Below are 16,653 nucleotides of genomic sequence, written 5' to 3'. Positions count from 1 at the left end.
ATGTCCCATTCCAACATCCAACGCCAGCGCGGTGGTACCTTGCTCGGTTTTGTTCTGGGTTTGGTCATTGGTCTCACTGTGGCACTCGGTGTGGCCATGTACGTGACCAAAGTGCCCATGCCCTTTAGCAACAAAAATCAAACTCGCTCTGCAGACCAAGATGCGGTTGAAGCCCAGAAAAACAAAGATTGGAATCCCAACGGAGCATTGCAGAGCAAACCGGCTGCGCCGGCAGTGCCGCCTGATGCGGCAGCTGCCCCAAATACAGGTGCTGCGGGTGCTGCAGGTGGGGCAGCCACAGCAGGTACCCCAGGCACTACAGGCCCTACAGGCTCTACAGGCGCAACTCCGCCAGCCGCCAATATGCCTGCGCCCGCTGTCACGGCCGATCCACCCATTGCTGCGCCAGCACCTGCGGCCACACCTCAACCTGCCACCAAAGCTGCCGCTTCAAGCGATCCTTTCACTTACTTTGTTCAAGCCGGTGCCTTCAAGTCTGCCGCCGATGCAGACGCTCAAAAAGCCAAGCTTTCCATGATGGGCATTGAGGCCAAAGTGAGTGAGCGTGAGCAAGCTGGACGCGCTATTTTTCGGGTTCGCAGCGGCCCCTTTGACGACAAAGAACAAGCTGAAAAAATCAAATCACGCCTTGATGCCAGCGGCATGGATGCCGCCTTGGTGCGCGTGCAACGCTGATCATGCCTTCGGCTGATTGACTCACACCTCTATTGACCAGGAGCAACTCATGAAACGTCGCGAATTTTCTTTGGCTACATTGGGCACGGCTGCCGCTGTAGGCACTGTGGGCCTCATGGCTCCCGCATTGGCGCAAGGCCCTGCCAAGTTTGTGGCTGGCAAAGACTACATCAAGCTAGGCCGTCCCATTCCTACAGAAACCGAAGCGGGCAAAATTGAAGTGATTGAATTTTTTTGGTACAGCTGTGGTCACTGCAACGCTTTCGAACCCGCTTTTGCCCAGTGGGTCAAAAATGCGCCCAAGGATGTGGTGGTGCGCCGCATACCCGTTGCGTTCAGAGAAGACTTCGCGCCCCAACAACGTTTGTTTTTCTCTTTAGAAGCCATGGGCTTGCTCGATAAATTGCATGTCAAAGTCTTTCAGGCCATTCATGGCGAGCGCTTGCCCTTGAACACCGACGCCAGCATTTTGACTTGGATCGAAAAGCAAGGTGTCGATAAAACCAAGTTTGCAGACACCGCAAAGTCTTTTGGTGTGGCCAGCAAACTCAAGCGTGCTGTGCAATTGCAAAACGATTTCAAGATCGAAGGCGTCCCATCCCTGGGCGTTGCCGGCAAATACTACATTGACGGCACTTCAGCAGGCAACATGGATCGGGCATTGCAAGTGACCGATTCTTTGCTGGCCTTGGTTCGACAAGGTCGTGCCTGATTCAAAGCAGGTGTTGCACATATGCCCGCATCTGCGGGCTTTTTTTTGTCATTTTTTCATCAAAGAGGCTTGACTTCTCTCTGACGACCTACAATCAAGCAAGATTCGCGCCTTTATGAAAATCAAGCTCAACATTCTGCTCTGTCTTCTGGCTGCCGTCTTCACGGCGCAGATGGCTTTCGCCGAAAAAGCAGACCGCGACAAGCCCATGAACGTCGAGGCCGACAGCCTCAAACACGACGACCAGCAACAACTCACCACCTTCACAGGCAAAGTGCTAATGACCAAGGGCACTTTGGTACTGAAAGCCGCCAAGATGGAAGTCAAGCAAGACAGCCAAGGCAATCAGGTGGCCAGGCTGTGGGCCGAGCCCGGCGAACGCATTTTCTTTCGTCAAAAACGCGAGGGCGTTAACGAATACACCGAAGGCGAAGCCGAAACCGCCGTTTACAACAGCCAAGCCAACACCCTCACACTCACCCAACGGGCCGAATTGCGCTTGTTGCGAGGCACGGTGGTGGCAGACCGAATTCAAGGGCAGCAAATTTTGGTCGACAACAACACCGAAGTTTTCTCGGTGGACGGCAAATCCAATGCAGCGGGCAACAACGCTGGCAGCCAGCGCGTCAAAGCCACCATCACACCACGGCCCAAAACCAATGAAGCAAGTGCGCCTGTCGTCGGGCCAGCTTTAAAAAGTAGTCCTCGCACAGGGGGCGACAAGCCATGAGTGCGCAAAGTCTCGTCAGCAGTTTAGAAGCGAGGCATTTGCAAAAATCGTACGGCAGCCGCCAAGTGGTGTTTGACGTCTCCGTCAAAGTTGAAAAAGGCGAGGTGGTTGGTCTGCTTGGCCCCAATGGCGCTGGCAAAACCACATCCTTCTACATGATTGTCGGTTTGGTGCGCAACGATGGCGGCCAAATTTTGATCGATGGCGAAGACGTCACCCGCATGCCCATTCACCGTCGCTCGCGCATGGGCTTGTCTTATTTGCCGCAAGAGGCTTCTATTTTCAGAAAACTCACCGTGGCAGAAAACGTGCGTGCGGTCTTAGAGTTGCAACACGATGCCCAAGGCCAGCCCCTCAACCCAACAGACATCCAAACACGGCTAGACGGCCTGTTGAAAGATTTGCGCGTTGACCATTTGCACGACTCACCTTCTTTGGCATTGTCTGGTGGCGAACGGCGGCGGGTTGAAATTGCCCGCGCCTTGGCCACAGAACCTCGCTTCATTTTGTTAGACGAGCCCTTTGCAGGCATCGATCCCATTGCCGTTATTGAAATTCAGCGCATCATTGCCTTCTTGAAAGAGCGCGGTATTGGCGTGCTCATTACCGATCACAACGTGCGCGAAACATTGGGCATTTGCGACCATGCTTACATCATCAGCGAGGGGCGCGTGCTGGCACAAGGCACGCCGCAAGACATTGTCAACAATGCCGATGTTCGCCGCGTGTATCTGGGCGAACATTTCCGAATGTGATGGCTGAAAAAATATGAAGCAAAGCCTCTCCCTTCGGATGTCCCAGCACTTGGCGCTTACGCCACAGCTGCAACAATCCATTCGGCTGCTTCAACTCTCTACCCTAGAGCTAAGCCAAGAAGTTGAGCAAATGCTCGACGAGAATCCTTTCCTTGAACGCAGCACCGACGATGCACCGCAAGAGGATTTTGGTTTGCCAGAAGCCGACGCACGCGTGAGCTTAGGCGATCGAGTGTCTGAAGCCGCCAGCGACGCCAGTTCTGACTCACGCGATGCCGCCAGCGAATCGTCTGCGTCGGTGTCCAACGACGAAGCGGTGACTGATGTGGCCGACAGCTGGGATGGCGATGGCAGCGTGGAGATAGCGCCCGACGACAGCGAATGGGGCACTGACGCAGGCGCTCGCAAGAACAACACCAACAACGACTCCGAGGGCGCAGACGCCATTGAGTTGGCGCGCGGCTTAGGCTCCCTCACAGACTATTTGCACCGTCAAGCTTTGTCCATGCGCTTGTCTGAAATTGACCGTGCGGCCTTGCGTTTTCTCATTGAGTCTTTGAACGACGACGGCTACTTGGAAGACAGCCTCGAGTCTTTGGCGCAAGGCTTGGCTGGTACAGATGACATTGAGCAACTCGAAGAATTGGTGCACCGCTTTACCGTGGCCTTGAATTTGTTGCAATCGCTTGAGCCTGTTGGCATTGGCGCTCGCGATTTGGGTGAATGTTTGCGCATTCAGCTCAAAGCCATCTTGAAAGATGAGCCCGACAACGAAGTGGCTGCAGTGGGTTTGAAAATTTGTGCTCTGCCCTTAGATCTCTTGGCCAAGCGCGACTTCAAACGCTTGGCGGTGCAGTGCGGCGAAGACGAAGCACTTGTCAAACAAGCATTGACCTTCATCACACGCTTAGAACCCAAGCCAGGTCGTCCTTTTGCCAACGCCGAACAGCACGTCATCGTGCCCGATGTATTGGTCATCGGTACACGCAAAGGTGGTGAGCCTCACTTTAGAGTGCAACTCAATCCAGATGTCATGCCCAAACTGCGCGTACACGACATTTACGCCAACGCATTGCGCGGTGGCAAAGGCGAAGGCCATTTGGGTTTGCAACAAAGGCTACAAGAAGCGCGTTGGTTCATCAAGAATATCCAACAACGCTTTGACACCATATTGCGCGTATCCACCGCCATTGTGGAGCGCCAGCGCAACTTTTTCATTCATGGCGAACTGGCCATGCGACCTTTGGTGCTTCGCGAAATAGCCGATGAACTCGGTTTGCACGAGTCCACCATCAGCCGCGTCACCACAGCCAAGTACATGACCACGCCCATGGGCACGTATGAGCTGAAGTTTTTCTTTGGCTCCGGCTTGGGCACCGACAGCGGCAGCGCAGCGTCCAGTACCGCCGTGCGTGCACTCATCAAGCAATTGGTGGCTGCCGAAAACCCCAACAAACCCCTTTCAGACAACCAACTGTCTGAAATGCTCAAAGAACAAGGCATTGATTGCGCCCGCCGCACCGTTGCCAAATACCGCGAGGCGCTCAAAATTGCGCCCGCCAACTTGCGTAAAACTCTGTGAATTCGCTCCAACTCTTTATGCCTTGCGCCGCTGGCGTTGAAGGTCTGCTGGCCGACGAGGTCCATCAACTCACGGGCCTCACAGGCAATGACTTGCTCACAGGTCGTGGCGGTGTGATGGCCAACGCATCTTGGCGCGAAGCCATGCGCCTGAACCTGCACAGCAGACTCACTCAGCGTGTCTTGATTCAACTGTCGCAAACTTTTTATCGCAATGAAAAAGATTTGTACGATGCGGCCAGCGCTGTGGCTTGGGAAATTTGGTTCACCACCAAGCAAACCTTCAAAATTGAAATCACGGCACAACACAGCCCGCTCACCAGCCTGAACTTTGCTGCACTCAAAATCAAAGACGCTGTAGCCGATCGCTTTCGCGCCAAGCGTGGCGAGCGTCCAGATGTAAACACACAGTGGCCCGATGTGCGCATTTATGTGCACCTCACCACCGACAGCTGCACGCTTTACATGGACACCTCTGGTGAACCTTTGTTCAAACGCGGTTGGCGCGAAGACAAAGGCGATGCGCCTCTCAAAGAAACTTTGGCCGCCGCCATGCTGGCCGCCAGTGGCTGGGATGCGCACACGCCCCTGTACGACCCTTGCTGCGGCAGTGGCACCATTGCCATTGAAGCCGCCCAAATTGCCTGTGGCATTGCGCCTGGCATCATGCGTCGCTTTGGCTTTGAAAAATTGCTCCCCTTCCAGCCGCACGTATGGCATGCATTGCAAGACGATGCCCGCGCACTAGAGCACGCACCCACCACCGAAATTCATGCCTCCGATGTGGCCTTCCGCATGGTCGACTTCACGCAGCGCAACGCTGAGCGCGCTGGTGTCGGTCAGGTGGTGCAAGCGCGAGGCGGTGACGCACTCCAGCGCATGCCACCTTGCGAGACACCTGGCTTCATGCTTCTCAACCCACCTTATGGCGAGCGCATTGAAGCGGCCGGTGTGGCAGGGGCTTCAAGCCGTGCGCGTGAAATTGCAGAAGGCGACGATGGCGGCGAGTTCTTCTCGCAACTGGCCTCGCATTGGAAAAAAAATTACAACGGCTGGACCGCTTGGATGCTCACACCCGACTTGAAGCTGCCCTCCAAGATGCGACTCAAAGAATCCCGCCGCGTGCCCATGTGGAATGGCCCTATCGAATGCCGCATGTTTCGCTTCGATCTGATGAAGGGCTCTGTGCGTGACAAGCTCTGAGGTTCACGCCAGGCCTGCTGCCCAAGCCTGGGTAATCGACACCAATATCGTGCTAGATCTGTGGCTGTTTGAAGATCCAGCCACTGTACCTTTGCGCGCTGCTTTGCAAAGTGGTGTCATTTCTCATTTGGCCACCGCCAGCATGCGCGATGAGTTAGAACGCGTTCTCACCTACCCCCACATTGTGAAGCGCATGGCCAAGTCGGGCATTCAAGCGCAAGACATATTGAATCGCTTTGACGATCACTGCATGACCGCAGAGCCAGCCAGCAAAGCGTCTTGCACTTGCAAAGACCCTGACGATCAAAAATTCATCGATCTGGCAGTGGCCCATGCCGTACCTTTATTGAGCAAAGACGCTGCCATTTTGTGCATGAAGAAAAGACTGCTTCAATCTGGCGTGGTTCTCAATCCAGCCCAAATTCCCGTTAACTGAACACTGGAACACCTCATGACCGGTTTGCAACCCGAAGACTTTGATGCCCTTGACGACATCTTGGACGACCTGCGCACGCGCTACGAAGAAACTCCGCAATGGGAATTTTGTGAAGGCTTTATGGTCGCCCTTATTTGTTGCAGACGAGCCATTCCAGAAGCCGAATGGTTGCCAGTTTTGCTGGGTCTTGAAGACGATGAGGGCGGCGCAGAATTTTTAGATGAAGTGCAAAAAGTTAGATTCTTGAATCTTTGGCAACGGCGTTACGACGAAGTCAAAAAAGCCCTGGACACCGAAATCAAAGCCCTCGACGAAGACAGTGCCTATGCACCCGAAGTGATGGATGTGCGAGGCGCCATTGCCAGCCTGCCAGCAGAAGAGCGCGCAGAAATTGCAAGCGAAGAAATCCCAGCCTTTGCACAGGTGTGGGCACTAGGATTTATGTTCGTCGTCGAAAACTGGCCCGATGAATGGGCCGCGCCAAAAGACAAAGACGCCGCGCAGTGGCACGACACAGCGCTAGAAGCCATAGTGGCACTCACCGAAGACGACACCGACGAACCCACCCTGTCGGCCCTCAGCGAAGACGGACCCTTGAGTGTGAGCGAGTCGCGCCTGAATACCTATGGCGAAGCCCTCTGGGCTGTTTACGATTTGCGAGAAATTTGGCGAACCGTGGGGCCCCGCGTTACGCAGGTAATCAAAGAAGCTGCGCCAGGTCGCAACGATGTTTGCAGCTGCGGCAGTGGCAAAAAATACAAGCGGTGTTGCGGCGCCCACTAAGCCTGATAAGGAGGCTTGGTTAGGGAGCTTGTTCAAACCATGAAAGCGCGAAGGCTTTCAACGGTTCGTTCTGGCAACTCTTCTGGAATGAAGTGACCTGAAGGCACGGCGTGTCCAGTGACTTGCCCCGCACATTGAGCTTGCCAAAGTTCAAGCGGCTTGAACATTTTTTGAACCACGCCACGGTCACCCCAAAGTACCAGCGCATCACATTGTATTTTTTGATTCTGCGCACGGCTTGTCTTGTCGTGATCCAAATCAATGCCCGCACTGGCTCTGTAATCTTCACAAGCGGTGTGCACGGCTGGCATCAAATCGCCAGGCTGTTCTGGCTGCAAATTCATGCTTCGCTCGTATTCGGCCATGGCTTCAGGCTCAATGAAAGAAGTGCCTTGTGAGCCCCATCCGCCCAACTTGGTGTGCAAGTAATGCAGCACGTTGCCGCCAATCATTTTCTCGGGCAAGGGGCTGGGCTGAATCAGGTGAAACCAATGGTAATAGGCACGCGCAAAATCCATGTCGGTGCGCTTGTACATGTCAAGGGTGGGAGCGATGTCTAAAACGCAAAGGCGGCGCACACGTGCTGGATAGTCAAGGGCCAATCTGTGGGCCACGCGGCCGCCACGATCGTGGCCGCACAAAAAGAAATCGTCCACATTGAGTTGATCCAATAGGCCCACCACATCTTGCGCCATGGCGCGTTTGCTGTAGTTGCTGTGATCTGGCAAACCTGGTGCATGGGAAGAATCTCCGTAGCCGCGCAAATCGGGCAAGACCAAGCGATAGTCGGTTTTGAGGGCTTGGGCCACACGGTGCCACATCACATGTGTTTGTGGAAAGCCATGCAACAACACCAATACGGGCTTGTCTAATTGGTTCAACCAATTGGCAGATATGCGGGCGCAGACCACCACGCCATTCACATTGAATTGTCTTTTCTCAAAACCATCGAACCAAGTGTTGAGAGTTTCTGTGGTGGATGCGTCATTTGTGCTCATGGCGCTATTTTCTCTCAGCTATCCCATTGGCGCAACGCCCACAACTTTGGCGTGCAACACAAAAGTGATGACAGCCCACAAAGCCATACCGCCAAACAAGGCAATGAGGGTGGCAAACAGATTGGGCTTGAGAGGAGCGTCTTCGCTGGCATCAGAAAGTTGCACTTGAGCACGGTCACGCGCACGTGCAGACCTGAAGTTCAAAACCGCCCAAATTAAAAATGCGCCAAACAAGAGCAAATCAGCCAAATTGCCATTGGCAATCAGGTGTGACAAAGCCCATACCTTGACAGACAAGACCATGGGGTGCCTCAAGCGCATTTTGAAATGGTTGCGAGGAATGTAGGCGGCCACCAAGAGAATGCTTGAAAACAGCATCAAAAGAATGCTGATGTGTTTGGTGAAACGGGGCGGATTCCAAAGCGCCACCGTTTCCAGCCTTGCTGCGCCATAACCCACCACCAGCAAGTAAAAGCCAAGGAGGGCGACAAGGGTATAAATGCCCTTGAAAACCTTCTCACCCCTCGCCTCAATGGTGCGAGTTCGCCAGTCATCCGCAAAGATGCGAACTGAGTGTGCGCCAAGGAACAAGATCAGGCCCAAAATCAACTGTGTCATTGAAAATCCTTTGTGAGATTTGATGCCTCATTGTCTAAGAATTCAAAGACATGAGTTGTTTCTGGAGAATAGGCTTTTGCACCTTGCCCAAAGCGCTTTTGGGTAATTCGTCCACAAAGACCATTCGGCGCGGCAATTTAAAGCGCGCAATGAGGGTTTCTAAATGTGCCTTGATGGCAGTTTCAGAAAGCAATAGCCCGTCAGGCGAAGGTGCTCGAACCAAAGCCAACACGGGCACTTCACCCCACCGCTCATCGGGCAATCCCACCACAGCACACTCTGCAAGTCCTGGGAAAGCAGCCAAGACATTCTCAATTTCTGCAGGGTATATGTTTTCTCCCCCCGAGATAATCATGTCCTTGTTGCGGCCCACAATTTGCAAGCACCTCTGCGCATCCAGATGCCCCATGTCGCCTGTATGGAACCAACCATCCTTCAAACTCGGCGCAACACTCTGGCTTGAAGCATGCCAATAGCCGCGCATCAAGTTGTTACCGCGCACACACACCTCACCCATTGCTCCTGAATTGACTTCACGCCCCTCTGGGTCTCTCAATTGGAGCTCTGAGTTGGCATGGGGCCAACCTGCAAACCCTATTTTTTCAACTGCATCTTGAAACTTCAAGATCACACTCACTGGGCCTGTTTCGGTGGTGCCATAAATTTGTCCAACGGGCACACCTCGTTGGTGGAATTTTTGCAAATAGCTTTCTGGCAGCGTCGATGAGCCCGCCATGATGCCCCGCAAACATCTTAAATCAACACTGGGCCATAGTGGATGTTCCAACACAGCACGCATCGTGGCGGGTACCAAAAGCGACAAAGTGGGACGTTCTTCTGGCTCGGCTGTAGATACATCGCTCAGCCATGCATCGGTATCAAAGCGTGGGTGCAGATGCACAGACACGCCGGCAAGCAAAGCAGGCAGAGTTTGAATGCAAAGGCCGCCGACATGAAACAAAGGCAAGGTTGACAACACAATGTCGGTGGGCTTGAACTCATGGGCCTCAAGACTGGCTTTGGCATTGGCCAGCAAGCCTGATTGGGTATGTACAGCGCCCTTTGGATGGCCTGTGGTGCCTGAGGTGTAAACCAACAACACATCTGCATCGTTGGCCAGATCAGGCAGTAGCAGATTTTGGGGCGAAGGGCTTGAAATGAAACTCTCCAAGCTGTCACTGGGCAGGCTATTTTGGGACAAAATTTTGGCCACCTCGGCGTGCAGGGAGTCATGAATCAACATACTTGGCTTGGCATCTTCCAGCACCACGCGCAACTCAGCTGTAGCAAGCCGAAAGTTCAGTGGCATGAAGATCAAACCCAAACGCGCGCAAGCCACCAAAGTGACCAATTGCAATTCATGGTTCAAGCCAAGCCAAGCAACACGCTGGCCAAGGGTCAAACCATGCGTCATTTGCAGATGCCCAGTGATACGCTCTACACGCCGCCAAAATTTGGCAAAGTCAAAATCAGCAGTGTGTCCGGGCATGCCAAATCGAATGGCCAATTTTGCTGGCTGCGTCTGCGCTAGTTCCCAAAAGCGATGTGCTAATTTGGAACTTTCGTTCATTCGTCTTTCTCGCCGGCTTCGTACAAGGTTTCGCGCCCCAATCGGTCTAAGCACAACTCAGCCGTCCAAGGCAGCATCAAAGAGCCACAACGGGCATCGCGGTACAAGCGCTCAAGGGGCAAAGACTTGAGCATCGACTGCCCACCACAAGTGCGAATGGCCAAGCGTGCAATGTCTTGTGCGTTTTCCATGATGGTGTACTGCGCGGCATAGGCACGCAGGCGTGACGATTTGGGCGGGTCAATTGTGGCGTCTTCAATGGCGCGCAAAAATAAGTTTCGCGTTTGCTCTAGCTTGACAAACATTTCAGCTACCGCAATTTGCTTGGTGGCAAACTGGCGTCGCTTGACTGGGCCTGTACCAGGAATTTCGCCACGCAAATAAGCCACTGTGAAATCGTAGGCCGCTTGTGCAATGCCCATGTAAGTGGGGGACAGCGTCATGAACATGTGAGGCCAGCGGCTGGCCGCTTGAAAGTAAACACCTTGCGGCATGAGCGCAGCATTGTCAGGCACAAACACATCTTTGAAAATCAAATTGCGCGACACCGTGGCACGCATGCCCAAGGGATCCCAGTCGCCTTCTATTGTCAAGCCAGGGGCTGTGCGCGGGATGGCCAAATAAAGTGTGTCACGGCGCGACAAGTCGGCATCTGGTTTTTTCTCAGTGCAAAGTACGCCAAAGAAGTCTGCAGCATCTGAGAGCGATGCAAAAATCTTTTTGCCATTGATGCACCACCCGCCCTCCACCTTGACAGCCAGTGTGCCAAAGGGTTGGGCGCCAGATGCCGATGCACCGCCTTCAGAGAAGGGTTGTGCATAAATAGCACCTTCATTGACAACACGCGCAAAGTGCGACTTTTGATGCACAAGGTGCAAAGCACGCTGCTCAGGCGTCATGTCTAAATCATCAGACAACAAGCCACTCCACATTGTGGTGCAAACATGCATATTGAAAGTAAGCGCTGTGGCACCACACCAACGGCCAATTTCTGCCGACACCATGGCATAGGTAGCGTAATCGGCACCTTGACCGCCATGCGCTTCGGGCACACAAAGCGCGAGCAGGCCTGCAGCCTTCATGTCTTTGTAATTCTCAAATGGAAATTGTGCGTCGCGGTCCAATTGAGCGGCACGGGGTGCAAATTTGTCTTTGGCCAAATCATGGGCCAATGACATGAGGTGTTTTTGTTTATCTGTGAGCGGGTAATCATCCCCGCAAATTGGCATGTAAGGCTTAGCAGCCACATTGGTCGTCATACAAACATCCTCAAGTCAAAAATAGCGTCTTGTGAAATTCAAAACAGCTTCGTGAAATAGGGCTTCATTTTCAAAATTCATCAGATGCCCTACCCCCTTGAGGCATTCATACTCGGCACTGGGTATTTTTTGCGCCATGCGCCGCAATACCTCTGGTGGCGCTGTTTTGTCATGCTCTCCCGCCAAGCACAAAGTGGGAACACTGACGGTGGGCAGTGCCCCGCGCTGCTCAAACTTCACCAAAGCGTTAAGAGCTGCGCGGTATGTGCTTGGCGGCACCGCCGACATGCACGCATGTGCCAATGCCAAGCCTGCGGGGTATTGCGCAAGACCTGCACCGGCGGCCAATGCCAGGGGCGCTACCATACTGGGAATCAAACGATCAGCTACTTCCGACATGGTTTTTCCAGCGTTCAAGGGCGCCAGCCTTTGTGCCACAAATTGTTTTTGAAAATCACCGTCCTGATGACCAAAAGCAGGGCTGCTTGCAGCCACCACCAGGCCTGCAATGCGCGACGGGCATTGGGTCCAGGCTTGCAAAGCCACCATGCCACCCATGCTGTGTCCAATCAAAACGGCTTTCTCCACATGCGCCGCATCCAACATGGTTTCTAGAGAGGCTGCCAAACTTTCAAAGCTCAAGGTGTCGTGCGCTTGGCTCTCGCCGTAGCCGGGCATGTCCCAAGCTAAGGCTCGGAAGCCTTGCTTCGCAAAAAAATCGACCGACGATTGAAAACCTTTTTTACCGCCACCAATGCCATGCAAAAAAACCAAACAGGTTTTGGCACTGGGCGGTCCCGCTTCCAAGTAAGCCGGTGTTGAGGCCGTCATGAAGCGGTGCTTTCAAACACACCCTTGACCAACTCGCCCTCTTGCACCACAAACAGGCCATCTAGAGCAATGCTGCAGTGGCGCATGGGCAAATCGAAGTGTCCCAAAGTGTGGCGGCCCGCTACTTCGTTGGCGCCCGTGGAGTACAAGAAGTTGCCAGCAAAGGCTCGCAATTCTGTGCCATTGCAATCGCGCTTGTCATAAAACGTCATGGCATCCCAACGCGCAGCAGGATTTAAACCAAAGCCCACGTGCGATACAGCACAGGCATCGCGATGGCCTTCCTTGTCAATCCAAGCTTGGTAATAAGAGCGCATCATGTCCACGTCGACGCCTTTGCCTTCGATGTGCGAGATGGTGTCGTTTTCGATGGTGAGATAGATGGTGTCTCGCAAATAGCGTTTGAAAGTGAGATTCACATCACCAGGCGCCATGACCAAGGTGCCATTGACGCTGCCAGCAGCAGGAAACGCCAGCGCCAAACCGCCTGGCCAGTGCGACACCATGCCTGGTTTGGCACAAAATCCCCAAACGCCACCCACCACAGCAGACTTCAGCTGGATGTTCAAATTGGTACCCGCCTTCGAGGTGACATGCATATGCTGTGCAGCGCGCAACTTTTTCATGGCTTGGCGCACCACCCCCTCCAGACCAGCATCGGGTACTGTGCGCTCTAAAATTTCAGGATGCTCGTTGGATATCATGAAGAGGCGTGGCACCACGCCATCTGCGCCTTTCAAAATTGCAGGCAATTCAGGCGCATGCAGCATGCCTTCAACCGTGCAATCGATGATTAGATTTGCACGCTGCAATGCCGACACAACGGGCGCCAAGTTTTGAATCACATCGGTGGCACCCGTCGATCGAATGGGCGCCGGTGCACTCAAAGCAGGCGTGGGTAGACATACTTCGAACACTTTAGCACCCATGCGCTGCAGGGCAAGTCTTGCCAAGTCTACATTGACACGCCTAGACTGACTCTCCGTTAACAAGGCAACCACCTCGTCAGATTGCACTTTGCACAAGGAAAAAGTGCGCTCAAACGCTGACAACCAACGGTGCTCAATTTGCTCAATTAGCATTTTTACTCCTTGCAACTCCCAAGCCGTCGTGGCAAGGTGTTGATGCTCTTCAAACAAGTTTAAATGATATTGAAATGGATCATTTACATTGACTAAAGCTAGCCCAATAGACGCTGCACCTCAAGGCTTCACAGCCGTCACTTCAATTTCCACCAAGGCGCGGTCTTCCACCAGGTCGGCCACCTGAACCAAGGTCATGGCAGGGTAGTTTTTGCCCATCACCTCTTGGTACACCTTGCCCAACTCACGCCCTCGCGCGATGTATTCCTTTTTGTCTTTCACGTACCAAGTCATGCGCGCCATGTGTTCAGGCCCTGCCCCTGCACAAGCCAGCGTGGCCACAATGTTTTGCAGCGCTTGCTTGCACTGCTCCACAAAATCATCGGTCTCAAACTGGCATTGGCCGTTCCAGCCAATCATGCCTGCAACAAACACCATCTCGCCACGCGCAGCAATGCCATTGGCATAGCCTTTGGCAGGCGCCCATCCCTCTGGCTGAAGCACTCTCAACATATCTTGTGACATTTCTGCTCCTTATTGTTCTGTATTGAAAGCTGACGCTTTCTGTCTTAACTTAAAGCGCTGCAACTTGCCAGTTTCGGTGCGCGGCAAGCTTGTGCAAAACTCTACGCGCCTTGGATACTTGAAGGGCGCAATGGTTTGCTTCACAAATTCTTGAATTTCTTTTTCCAATTCAGGTGTGCCTGTCAATCCTGATTTCAAGACCACAAAGGCCATGACCACCTGCCCGCGCTCAGCGTCAGCAGCACCCACCACGCCACATTCTGCTACAGCAGGGTGCTGCATCAGCGCTCCCTCTACTTCGGGTCCTGCTATGTTGTATCCCGCAGAAATGATCATGTCGTCATTGCGCGCCTGATAACTGAAGTAACCATCGGCGTCCATCACAAAGGTATCGCCGGGTAAATTCCAGCCTTCTTTCACATACTCTTTTTGCCGCGGGTCATCCAAATATCGGCACCCTGTTGGGCCTCTCACAGCCAAGCGTCCTACTGTGCCGGGCGGTACGGGTTTCATGTCTTCGTCCACAATTTGTGCCTGATAGCCAGGCACCACTTTGCCAATGCTGCCAGCACGCACGTCTTGGCCTGCACTGGAAATATAAATGTGAATCACCTCGGTACCTCCAATACCGTCGGTCATCTCAATGCCCGTTGCCTTCTTCCACAACTGACGCGTGGCATCAGGCAAGGCCTCGCCTGCCGACACCGTGTGACGCAATGACTTCAAGTTGAAGCCATATGGCTTTTCAGAAACCAACATGGCCATTTGGCGGTACATGGTAGGAGCGGTGTAGCACTGCGTAGCGCCATACTGCCCGATGGCAAGCAGCAATGATTCAGGTGTGTATTTTTCAAGGAGCACAGCACATGCGCCATAGCGCAGGGGGAAAGCCAACAAACCGCCCAAGCCAAATGTGAATGCAATGGGCGGCGTACCACACACCACATCATTGGCACCCATATTGAGCACATGCTTAGGAAACAAATCGCACATGGCCAAAACATCTCGGTGAAAATGCATAGTGCCTTTGGGCTTTCCGGTGGTGCCGCTGGTAAAGGCAATCAAGCACACATCATCGCGGCTGGTGGCCACTGCTTCAAATTCCTTCAAATGCTTGGCCATTCGGGCCTCTACGCCCTCTTCATCCAAGCTTCTAAACCACAAAACTTGTTTGAGTGATGGGGCAAATTGAGCATGCGTGTGATCAGTGCAGTGCGCCAATTCTTCAGCCAACACACTGTCACACAACGCTGCTTTCACTTGCGCCTTGTCCAAGATTTGTTTGAGTTCTGAGGCCCTCAGCAAAGGCATGGTGGGCACCACCACCAAACCCGCCTTCAATGCCGCCAAGAAACACGCCGCCATCATGGGGCTGTTGCCCCCACGCAGCAACAAACGTTCACCCGATTTCAAGCCCATGTCATGCACCAACACATGGGCAATTTGATTGACCTTGCTTTGCAGTTGCGCATATGTCCAGCCCATAGGGCCTGCTGTATCTTGGCCGCGCACTGCCATGCGATTGCCATGGCCTTGCGCCACATGATCGTCTAACAAGGCCTGAACACAATTGAGTTGTTCAGGATATTGAACTTCAGGTCGATCAAAGACAAACACGGGCCACTGATCTAGCGGCGGCAAATTGTCGCGCGTAAATGTGTCTGTGTGTGATGAAGGCGCTAATGACTGGCTCATTTCAATCCTCACTTCAGTAAATCACGACCAATGATCAATTGTTGTACTTCAGTGGCGCCTTCGTAAATGCGCAGCGCTCTAATTTCTCGGTACAAAGACTCCACAATGCAGCCTTTTTTAACACCCATGCCTCCATGCATTTGCACAGCCATATCAATAATTTGCTGTGCATTTTCTGTGGCGGTCATTTTGGCCATGGCCGCTTCTTGAGTAATGCGTTGCCCTTGATCACGAAGCCATGCAGCTCTGTAAGTGAGCAGAGTGGCGGCATCGAGCAGGGTGGCCATTTGCGCCAACTTGCTTTGCGTAATTTGAAAGTCTGCCAAGGTCCCGCCAAACATCTTGCGCTGCTTGGCCCAGGCAATTGATTCATCTAGAGCTCTGCGCGCAAAGCCCAGCGATGCAGCCGCCACCGAGGTTCTAAAAACATCCAAAGTGGCCATGGCCACCTTGAACCCCTCACCCGTCGCACCAATGCGCTTGGCATGTGGCACCAATACATTGTTGAAATGAAGGGTGGCCAAAGGGTGTGGTGCCACCACATCAATGCGCTCTGCAATTTCCAAACCTGGGGTGTTGGCATCCACAATGAAAGCGCTGATGCCTCTGGCGCCTGGCGCCTCGCCGGTGCGTGCAAACACCACATAAAAATTGGCAATGCCACCATTGGAAATCCAGGTCTTGAAACCATTCAAGCGATAGCCTTCGGGGGTTTCAACTGCGCTGCATTGCATGGCCGCCACGTCAGAGCCCGCATCGGGCTCGCTCAAGGCAAAGGCTGCTAGCGCCTCGCCTTTGGCCACGCGAGGTAGGTAAGCGGCTTGTTGCTCTGGTGTTCCTTTGAGGCTGATAGCGCCTGAACCCAAGCCCTGCATGGCAAATGCAAAATCAGCCAAGCCATGATGCCAAGCCAACTCTTCGCGCAACAAACAAATGGTGCGTGTGTCGATCACATCAGCAGCTCCGCCATGCTTGGTGCCTGCAATGGCGGGCTTTAACCAACCGCCTTGACCCAAGGCTTTGACCAAGCTCACACACTCACGGTCAATGGCCTCACGCGATTCATCGTGTGCGTGCCATTGGCCAAACTGCTGCGTGCTCCACTGTTGCAAGTTGGCTTTGAATTCTCGATGCGACGCATCAAAAAACGGCCATGCCAAATGAGCTGCTGAGTTCATG

17 protein-coding genes are annotated in these 16,653 nt (G+C 53.4%); 8 read left to right on the top strand and 9 right to left on the bottom strand.

All coding sequences use genetic code 11. The annotated features are described in order from the left end of the window. From B9Z32_RS02960 to B9Z32_RS02925, 8 genes are all read left to right on the top strand, one after another. Positions 1-696, top strand: a complete 696-nt coding sequence (locus B9Z32_RS02960) for an SPOR domain-containing protein (protein WP_108419871.1) — start codon at positions 1-3, stop codon at positions 694-696. A 49-nt stretch (positions 697-745) separates the two neighbouring features. Further along, positions 746-1,408, top strand: coding sequence for a thiol:disulfide interchange protein DsbA/DsbL (locus tag B9Z32_RS02955; RefSeq protein ID WP_108419870.1), 663 nt, complete (start codon positions 746-748; stop codon positions 1,406-1,408). 115 nt (positions 1,409-1,523) lie between these two features. Then, positions 1,524-2,138 carry a lipopolysaccharide transport periplasmic protein LptA gene (gene lptA, locus B9Z32_RS02950; protein ID WP_108419869.1) on the top strand — a complete coding sequence of 205 codons (615 nt, stop codon included), beginning with the start codon at positions 1,524-1,526 and terminating at the stop codon, positions 2,136-2,138. Next, positions 2,135-2,893, top strand: a complete 759-nt coding sequence (lptB, locus tag B9Z32_RS02945) for an LPS export ABC transporter ATP-binding protein (RefSeq protein WP_108419868.1) — start codon at positions 2,135-2,137, stop codon at positions 2,891-2,893. Before lptA ends, lptB begins: the two co-directional genes overlap by 4 nt. A 13-nt stretch (positions 2,894-2,906) precedes the next feature. Further along, positions 2,907-4,475, top strand: a complete 1,569-nt coding sequence (locus B9Z32_RS02940) for an RNA polymerase factor sigma-54 (protein ID WP_108419867.1) — start codon at positions 2,907-2,909, stop codon at positions 4,473-4,475. Beyond that, positions 4,472-5,677, top strand: coding sequence for a class I SAM-dependent RNA methyltransferase (locus B9Z32_RS02935; protein ID WP_199219930.1), 1,206 nt, complete (start codon positions 4,472-4,474; stop codon positions 5,675-5,677). Before B9Z32_RS02940 ends, B9Z32_RS02935 begins: the two co-directional genes overlap by 4 nt. After that, on the top strand, positions 5,664-6,113 hold the full coding sequence (locus B9Z32_RS02930; protein WP_199219929.1) for a putative toxin-antitoxin system toxin component, PIN family: 450 nt from the start codon (positions 5,664-5,666) through the stop codon (positions 6,111-6,113). Before B9Z32_RS02935 ends, B9Z32_RS02930 begins: the two co-directional genes overlap by 14 nt. Positions 6,114-6,128: 15 nt before the next feature. Then, positions 6,129-6,896: a YecA family protein gene (locus tag B9Z32_RS02925; protein WP_108419864.1), complete on the top strand. Its 768-nt coding sequence runs from the start codon at positions 6,129-6,131 to the stop codon at positions 6,894-6,896. 32 nt (positions 6,897-6,928) lie between these two features. Here the strand turns inward: B9Z32_RS02925 and B9Z32_RS02920 are convergent, their stop codons facing one another. The 9 genes from B9Z32_RS02920 to B9Z32_RS02880 form a co-directional block, all read right to left on the bottom strand. Continuing rightward, positions 6,929-7,894 (bottom strand): alpha/beta fold hydrolase, encoded by a 966-nt coding sequence (locus tag B9Z32_RS02920; RefSeq protein ID WP_108419863.1) that lies wholly within the window; start codon positions 7,892-7,894, stop codon positions 6,929-6,931. A gap of 18 nt (positions 7,895-7,912) precedes the next feature. Continuing rightward, positions 7,913-8,512, bottom strand: a complete 600-nt coding sequence (locus tag B9Z32_RS02915) for an NnrU family protein (RefSeq protein ID WP_108419862.1) — start codon at positions 8,510-8,512, stop codon at positions 7,913-7,915. A gap of 34 nt (positions 8,513-8,546) precedes the next feature. Further along, the gene (locus B9Z32_RS02910; RefSeq protein ID WP_108419861.1) at positions 8,547-10,082 is read right to left on the bottom strand and encodes a class I adenylate-forming enzyme family protein; all 1,536 of its coding nucleotides are present in this window, start codon (positions 10,080-10,082) and stop codon (positions 8,547-8,549) included. Continuing rightward, the gene (locus tag B9Z32_RS02905; RefSeq protein ID WP_108419860.1) at positions 10,079-11,341 is read right to left on the bottom strand and encodes an acyl-CoA dehydrogenase family protein; all 1,263 of its coding nucleotides are present in this window, start codon (positions 11,339-11,341) and stop codon (positions 10,079-10,081) included. Before B9Z32_RS02905 ends, B9Z32_RS02910 begins: the two co-directional genes overlap by 4 nt. A gap of 15 nt (positions 11,342-11,356) precedes the next feature. Further along, a complete protein-coding gene (locus B9Z32_RS02900; RefSeq protein WP_108419859.1) occupies positions 11,357-12,172 on the bottom strand; it encodes an alpha/beta fold hydrolase in 816 nt (271 codons plus the stop codon). Continuing rightward, positions 12,169-13,254 (bottom strand): peptidase M29, encoded by a 1,086-nt coding sequence (locus B9Z32_RS02895; protein WP_108420949.1) that lies wholly within the window; start codon positions 13,252-13,254, stop codon positions 12,169-12,171. The genes B9Z32_RS02900 and B9Z32_RS02895 overlap by 4 nt, the downstream gene beginning before the upstream one ends. A gap of 120 nt (positions 13,255-13,374) precedes the next feature. Next, a complete protein-coding gene (locus tag B9Z32_RS02890; RefSeq protein WP_108420948.1) occupies positions 13,375-13,767 on the bottom strand; it encodes a RidA family protein in 393 nt (130 codons plus the stop codon). 21 nt (positions 13,768-13,788) lie between these two features. Then, a complete protein-coding gene (locus tag B9Z32_RS02885; protein ID WP_108419858.1) occupies positions 13,789-15,474 on the bottom strand; it encodes an AMP-binding protein in 1,686 nt (561 codons plus the stop codon). 8 nt (positions 15,475-15,482) lie between these two features. Next, positions 15,483-16,652 (bottom strand): acyl-CoA dehydrogenase family protein, encoded by a 1,170-nt coding sequence (locus B9Z32_RS02880; protein ID WP_108419857.1) that lies wholly within the window; start codon positions 16,650-16,652, stop codon positions 15,483-15,485. Between the last annotated feature and the right edge of the window lies 1 nt (position 16,653).

Source organism: Limnohabitans sp. MMS-10A-178 (assembly GCF_003063375.1).
GTDB lineage: Bacteria > Pseudomonadota > Gammaproteobacteria > Burkholderiales > Burkholderiaceae_C > Limnohabitans_A.
The sequence above is the reverse complement of the archived record's forward strand: the minus strand, read 5'-3'. Positions and strand labels throughout refer to the sequence as shown.